Consider the following 5,923-nt stretch of genomic DNA (forward strand, 5'->3'; position numbering starts at 1 on the left):
GCCCGCAATGTGCTGGAGCATGTCTCGCAGACCGTCACCGGCAGCCTCTCGATCGCCGCCAGCCAGACCATCGCCAGCTACTGGCTGCCGCGCCGGCTGGCTTCCTTCCACGAAGCCTATCCGGCCGTCAGGCTGAGCGTCTCCATCGGCAACACCAGGCAGGTCGAGGCCAATGTCCTCGATGGCGCGGCGGATCTGGGCCTGGTCGAAGGCCGCACCGAGTCCGATATCCTGCGCCGCACCAAGGTCGACGTCGACAAGCTGATGCTGGTGGTTGCCAGCGCGCATCCGGAGATCCCCGAAGTCGCGCCCGGCCGCCCTGACATCAAGTGCCTGCGCTGGATCATCCGCGAGGGTGGTTCGGGTACGCGCGAGGTGCTGGAGGATCTGGCGCGCCACGAAGGGATTTCGCTCGCCGACCTCCAGATATTCCTGGTGCTGCCGAGCAATGAAGCTATTCGCCAGGCGGTCGAGGCGGGGGCCGGCGCCACCATCATCTCCGAGCTTGTCGCGGCTCGCGCCGTGGCCGAAGGCAGTCTGAGATCGGTGCCGCTCGAACTGCCGAAACGCGACTTCGCCATGATCACCCATCGCGATCGCCAGGCAAGCCTGGCCCAGATGGCGCTTAAGGCGCATCTCGACGGCAAGGCGGATGCCCCGTCGGCGGGCTAGAGTATCAGAGTTTGCGGGTTTGCCGTTGGCTCGGAGGTCTTGGTACTTTGTATCGAGTGGCTGATTGAAACGCCTCACCACGACCTTCCTCCCCAGATGGGCTCGCTAGCGCTGTCCGCCTCGACGCTCAGCCGTCACTCTGGCAATCCGGCGTCCCGCAGCGCGCTTCCCAGAGTCTCCGCGAGCGCTGGCGCACAGCGCACGCCAGCAAATTGGCGCCTGTAGCGGAAGCCCGGCTGAAGCTCGCGCACGCGCGCGGCGGCGGCCCTCGCTTCGTCCAGCCGGCCGAGTTTGGCGAGCGCAGCGGTCAGTTGCACGTAGGTGATGCTGTGTGCCGGATTGGCTTGAACGGACTTGTAGGCTGCGCGACAAGCTTCTTCGTAACGCCCGCGCAGCAAATGGCTCATTGCTTGGGCGTCAAACGCGGCCCAAGCCCACGAATCGAACGGGCTTAGCCGGATACCCTTCTCGCTCCATTCTATCGCGCGCTCTGCTTCGCCGGCCCATCCGAGAACGACGCTGCCAAGAATGTAAGTCAGCGCCGATGACGGGCTAATGGCGAGGGCTGCGTCTAATGCCGTGAATGCAGCGGCGCGATCATGCGCGTCCATGCCGATCGAAAACCCTGCCCATGTCAGAGCGAGTGCATCGTCTTGTCCATGGACAATGGCCAATCGGGCGTGCCGGATCGAAGCCGCACGGTTGAATTCCTGCAGCCCGGCACGAAGGAACAAACAATGATGACACATTGCTGCATTGCCATGCGCAAGGGCATAGGCAGGCTCGAGTGCGATGGCACGCTCAAGAAGCGCCAGTGCTCTCGTAACTTGTTCCGGCATACCTGTATCGACATCAGGCTGGGCTTGAAGCACGAGATCGTATGCGTCGAGACTCTCTGGGCGCTTCCGCCTGACACGTTCAATTTCCGCTTTTCGCAAGCTTGGAGCAATCGCGCCCACCGCTGATAGCGCGATTTCGTCCTGAAGCGCGAAAATGTCCTCCGAACTGCGGTCGTAGCGCTCGGCCCACACGTGCGCGCCGGTCGATGCATCGATCATCTGAGCGGTTACGCGCACACTACCGCCAGCTTTGCGCACGCTGCCTTCGAGGACATATCGTACGCCAAGCTCGCTGCCGACCTGCTTCACGTCCACGGCGCGGCCTTTGTAAGCGAAGGTCGAGTTTCGCGCGATAACGAAAAGCCATTTTATGCGTGCCAGGCCGGTGATGATGTCATCGACCATTCCATCGGCGAAGTACTCCTGTTGCGGATCTCCGCTCAAGTTCGAGAACGGCAGGACCGCCACGGAAGGCTTCTCAGGCAAGGTCGGCGCCGACGCGGTGCGGGCGGCTGCAAAACGATCAGGGACACTCGTCGCAACAGCCGGTCCTACATAGCGATAGCCTCGGCGCGGCAGTGTTTCGATCCAGCTCTCAGCATCCGCTGCGTCGGCCAATACCCGGCGCAAGGCCGCGATCTGGACCGTCAGGTTGTTGTCGGCAACCGCCAATTTGCCCCAGCCGGCTTCGACCAGCGCGTCTTTGGATACCGGTACGCCCGCGTTTTGGAGCAGCAAACGCAGAAGCGAAACGGCGCGTTGCCCAAGCATGGTCGGCTCGGTGCCGTGATACAAAATGCCCGCCACCTGATCGAGACGGAACGGGCCAAACTGATAAAGGTCGCCTCCGATTGTCATCCAACGCTTTTAGCAAATTTTTGGGAACGAATTCACGACTTTCCCGGCATCGACGGCCAATGTCGCACAGGTGCTTGCCGGAAGTAAGCACCCAGTCAAAGGAGGATCCTATGAGCGCCAATGCCATTATTCGCATGCCCGACGAGAAGAAGGGGATCATGCTGCGTGGTCAACCTATGGTCTTCCTCGTCACCGGCGAAAACACCAAGCACACGAGCATGTTTGACTGGACGATCCCAGCGGGATTCGCCACCGGACGGCATGTTCACCGTGTGCAGGAAGAGACGTTCTACCTGCTCGAAGGCGAGTGTGCGTGGCATGTCGGCGACAAGACGGTTCGCGCAACGCCCGGAACCTATCTGTTCATTCCACCGGGAGTGCCGCACGACATCACGAATGTCAGTGAGAGACCCGCCCGCGTGCTGATGACCGTCTCTCCGCCTGGCCACGAACGCTACTTCGAAGAACTTGCCAAACTCGCGGCGCAGGGTGCGCCGGACCCAAAAGCCCTCGCTGAGCTGCGGAACCGCTACGATACTGACCAGCTCTCGACTTTGACGACACGCGGGTAGGCATCTGTCACGGCGGCCCCACGACAGCTTCTGGCCCATTGCGACATATCGCGCTGGCGCACGAGCTTGGTCGCTATCGGCGCAAAGCGGACGTGATCTTCATCGCATCACGCCGAAGGTTATGGGTACACGACCTGGCCTAAAGCGGATCAGTAATCTCTGAAAAGCTGGACCGCTCGAAGAAAGCCTCAGCCGAACTTGCGTTGCGCATCCAGCGCCAGGCCAAGTCCGACCGAGCCGAACATGTCGCCTTCGATGACGGATGCCTGCGGCACCATCGACAGGATCTCTCGTTTGGCCAGCGGGATCGCGGTCGATCCGCCGGTCAGGAACACCGCGGTGATGTCGGACGGCTTCACCTCAGCGTCCCTGATAGTCTGCCCGACCGTTGCGGTGACCCGCTCGATGTCCCTGGCAATCGTCGCGTCGAGCCCGCTGCGCGTGATTTCGGCGGTGAACTCCGCACCCGGCAGCTTCACAGCGACCTCTGCGGATGACCTGTCGGTCAGCTCTATCTTGGCCTTCTCAACACGTGCGGCCAGCGCGTGTCCGTAGCGGTGTTCGACGACGTGGATGAAACGGTCGACCAGGTCGGCGCGCTCGGCCTCGTAGCGGATCTGGCGCAGATGCGTCATCGCCTTGGCGGTGTAGACCAGGTTGATGCGCTGCCATGTGGCGAGGTCTATGAAATAGCTTGCCGGCAGGTTGCGCTTGCCGTCCTTGGTCGGCGTCAAATAGCCGAGCTGCGGCATGACATGGGCGATGCTCAGCAGCCGGTCGAAATCCGTACCGCCGATATGGACGCCCCGGCTGGCCAGGATGTCGTCCTTGCGGTCGAGCAAACGGGAGCGCTGCGGCGAGACCCGCACGATCGAGAAGTCCGACGTGCCGCCGCCCATATCGATGATCAGCGCCAGTTCCTCGCGTGTCACCTTCTGCTCGTAGTCGAGCGCCGCCGCGATCGGCTCGAACTGGAAAGCGATGTGCTTGAAGCCCTGGGCACGTGCGGCGTTCTCGAGTTCGCTTTGCGCCTTCGCGTCGGCCTCGGCATCGTCATCGACGAATTGCACCGGCCGGCCAAGAACGACGGTCTCGACCGTATCGCCGGCATCGGCTTCCAGCCTCTTCTTGAGGTGGCCAAGGAACATGCCGACGATCTCCATGAAGCCGATCGACCGCGATTTGATGCGGGTCTTTTCATGGGCCAGCGAACTGCCGAGCACGCTCTTCAGCGAACGCATCAGCCGGCCTTCGATGCTGTCGGTGTAATTGGCGATGGCCTGGCGGCCAAAGCAGGTGCGGTTGTCCTCGAAGTTGAAGAACACGGCACTGGGCAGCGTGACCTGGCCGTTCTCCAGCGCGACGAGGCGCGGCTGCCCGTTGCGGACCACGCCCACGGTGGAGTTCGAAGTGCCGAAGTCGATGCCGCCGAAGGCTGGTCGCATGACAAGTTCCTGCATCTGTCGTCGGCGAGCCGACAGGCGCCATGAGAAATCGCGCGCTGTCCGGGGACGGGCTGCTCTGCCGAACCGAATTGTTTGTGTCTGCCATTTGGCTGGGGAGCGCGGTCTACCGCATGCCTCGGCAAAGGGAAACCACTTTTCGGGGAAAATCCTAATCTCGCCGGAAGATCAGCCTTCCGAGCCAGCCGGTCAGCATGGCCAGCGATATCGCGAAGACGCCGTAGAGGAAGGAATAATTGTGCGCGACACGGAAGATCGACTGCTCGAAACCGGATTTGCGGATTTCGAGCTGGGCCGAGCTTTCCTTGATGAACAGACCGCTCTTGAACAGGAACGCGCGGGCTTTGTGGGTTCCAACCGGCACATTCGGCGCCAGCCTCACTGTGGCGCGGAAAAGGTTCTGCGACAGGAATTGCACGCCGCCGACATTCTCGCTGTAGAGCCCGGTCGCCGACTTGCGCTCCCGCAGTGCCGCCGTGAACTCCTCGATCGTCGCCGGGCTGTCGCCGGCATCGGCGGGCTGCATGTAGAGGTTGGAGGCGCCGAGCGACAGCTGCTTGTAGCTGTTGGGTTCGGTGATGTCCTGCAGCGGCCGCGTCGTCGCCACCGAATAGGAGACGGGCACGTTTTCGAAGGTCTCAGAGTCCAGATTGACCCAGACGCCGAGCACCCTGTCCTTGCGGCGCACCACCACCGGTTTGGGCGGACCTTCGAGCACGACGATGACGTCGTAGCGGCCCTGGCGCGCGACGAGTGGATCCGGGTTCTCCAGCGAACCGAAGATGGTCAGATCGGCCCCGGAAAAACCGGCGGTGATCGAGACGTTGTCGGTGGAGAGACCGATCTGGATGCCTTCGGTCAGCGGGACCTGTGCCTTCGCCGGCACGGCGGCCGCAAGCAGCGACAGGACAATGGCGGTTGCGAATGTGCTGCGAGCCTTCATCAGTTGAGGCCCGCGGCGGACAGCGAATAGAGGTTGGGCGGGGTGACGAAAAGATCGATCGCCAATCGTATCGCCACCGCCAGCACCAGCAGTGCCAGCAAGGCCCTGAGCTGCTCGCCGCGCAGCCTCTGGCCGGCCTTCGCGCCGTACTGCGCGCCGGCGACGCCGCCCGCCATCAGCAGGAAGGCCAGCACGACATCGACTGTCTGGTTGGTGGTGGCGTGGACCAGCGTCGTATAGGCGGAGGTGAAGATGATCTGGAACAGCGAGGTGCCGATGACGACATTGGTCGGCACTTTCAGCAGATAGATCAGTGCCGGCACCATGATGAAGCCGCCGCCGACGCCCATGATCGACGACAGGAAGCCGATGCCGGCGCCAAGCCCAAGGACGGGGATGACGCTGACGAACAGTTTTGACGCCCTGAAGCGCATCTTCAGCGGCAAGCGGTGGATCCAGTTGTGCTGGCCGGATTTCTTCAGCACCGGCGCCGCACCGCTGCGCGTCGCGCGCAGCGCATTGACGCTTTCGACCAGCATCAGCCCGCCGACGGTGCCGAGCAGCACGACGTAGAGC

The 5,923-nt window shown here is 62.6% G+C and carries 6 protein-coding genes; 2 read left to right on the forward strand and 4 right to left on the reverse strand.

Translation table 11 applies throughout. From position 1 onward, the window contains the following. Window positions 1-672 (forward strand): LysR substrate-binding domain-containing protein (locus EN925_RS19685; protein WP_128336826.1); only part of this gene is annotated, 672 nt, incomplete at its 5' end. 134 nt (window positions 673-806) lie between these two features. Here the strand turns inward: EN925_RS19685 and EN925_RS19690 are convergent. Next, on the reverse strand, window positions 807-2,369 hold the full coding sequence (locus EN925_RS19690; RefSeq protein ID WP_127369291.1) for a winged helix-turn-helix domain-containing tetratricopeptide repeat protein: 1,563 nt from the start codon (window positions 2,367-2,369) through the stop codon (window positions 807-809). Window positions 2,370-2,479: 110 nt separating this feature from the next. On the opposite strand from EN925_RS19690, the gene EN925_RS19695 reads away from it, so the two are divergent. Then, window positions 2,480-2,941: a cupin domain-containing protein gene (locus tag EN925_RS19695; RefSeq protein ID WP_013533666.1), complete on the forward strand. Its 462-nt coding sequence runs from the start codon at window positions 2,480-2,482 to the stop codon at window positions 2,939-2,941. 188 nt (window positions 2,942-3,129) lie between these two features. On the opposite strand, the gene EN925_RS19700 is transcribed toward EN925_RS19695, so the two are convergent. The 3 genes from EN925_RS19700 to EN925_RS19710 all read right to left on the reverse strand — a co-directional run. Next, window positions 3,130-4,386, reverse strand: a complete 1,257-nt coding sequence (locus EN925_RS19700) for an Hsp70 family protein (protein ID WP_127369290.1) — start codon at window positions 4,384-4,386, stop codon at window positions 3,130-3,132. A gap of 169 nt (window positions 4,387-4,555) precedes the next feature. Then, on the reverse strand, window positions 4,556-5,347 hold the full coding sequence (locus tag EN925_RS19705) for a TIGR02186 family protein (protein WP_013533664.1): 792 nt from the start codon (window positions 5,345-5,347) through the stop codon (window positions 4,556-4,558). Next, a partial coding sequence (locus EN925_RS19710; RefSeq protein ID WP_164894287.1) for a sulfite exporter TauE/SafE family protein occupies window positions 5,347-5,923 on the reverse strand: 577 nt, incomplete at its 5' end. The genes EN925_RS19710 and EN925_RS19705, both read right to left, overlap by 1 nt.

The organism is Mesorhizobium sp. M7A.F.Ca.US.006.04.2.1 (assembly GCF_004022915.1).
Lineage (GTDB): Bacteria > Pseudomonadota > Alphaproteobacteria > Rhizobiales > Rhizobiaceae > Mesorhizobium > Mesorhizobium ciceri.

Bases quoted from the DNA above. Each gene is read 5' to 3' on its own strand.
- EN925_RS19690 (WP_127369291.1), bottom strand. From the start codon at position 2,369: ATGACAATCGGAGGCGACCTTTATCAGTTTGGCCCGTTCCGTCTCGAT.
- EN925_RS19695 (WP_013533666.1), top strand. From the start codon at position 2,480: ATGAGCGCCAATGCCATTATTCGCATGCCCGACGAGAAGAAGGGGATC.
- EN925_RS19700 (WP_127369290.1), bottom strand. From the start codon at position 4,386: ATGCGACCAGCCTTCGGCGGCATCGACTTCGGCACTTCGAACTCCACC.
- EN925_RS19705 (WP_013533664.1), bottom strand. From the start codon at position 5,347: ATGAAGGCTCGCAGCACATTCGCAACCGCCATTGTCCTGTCGCTGCTT.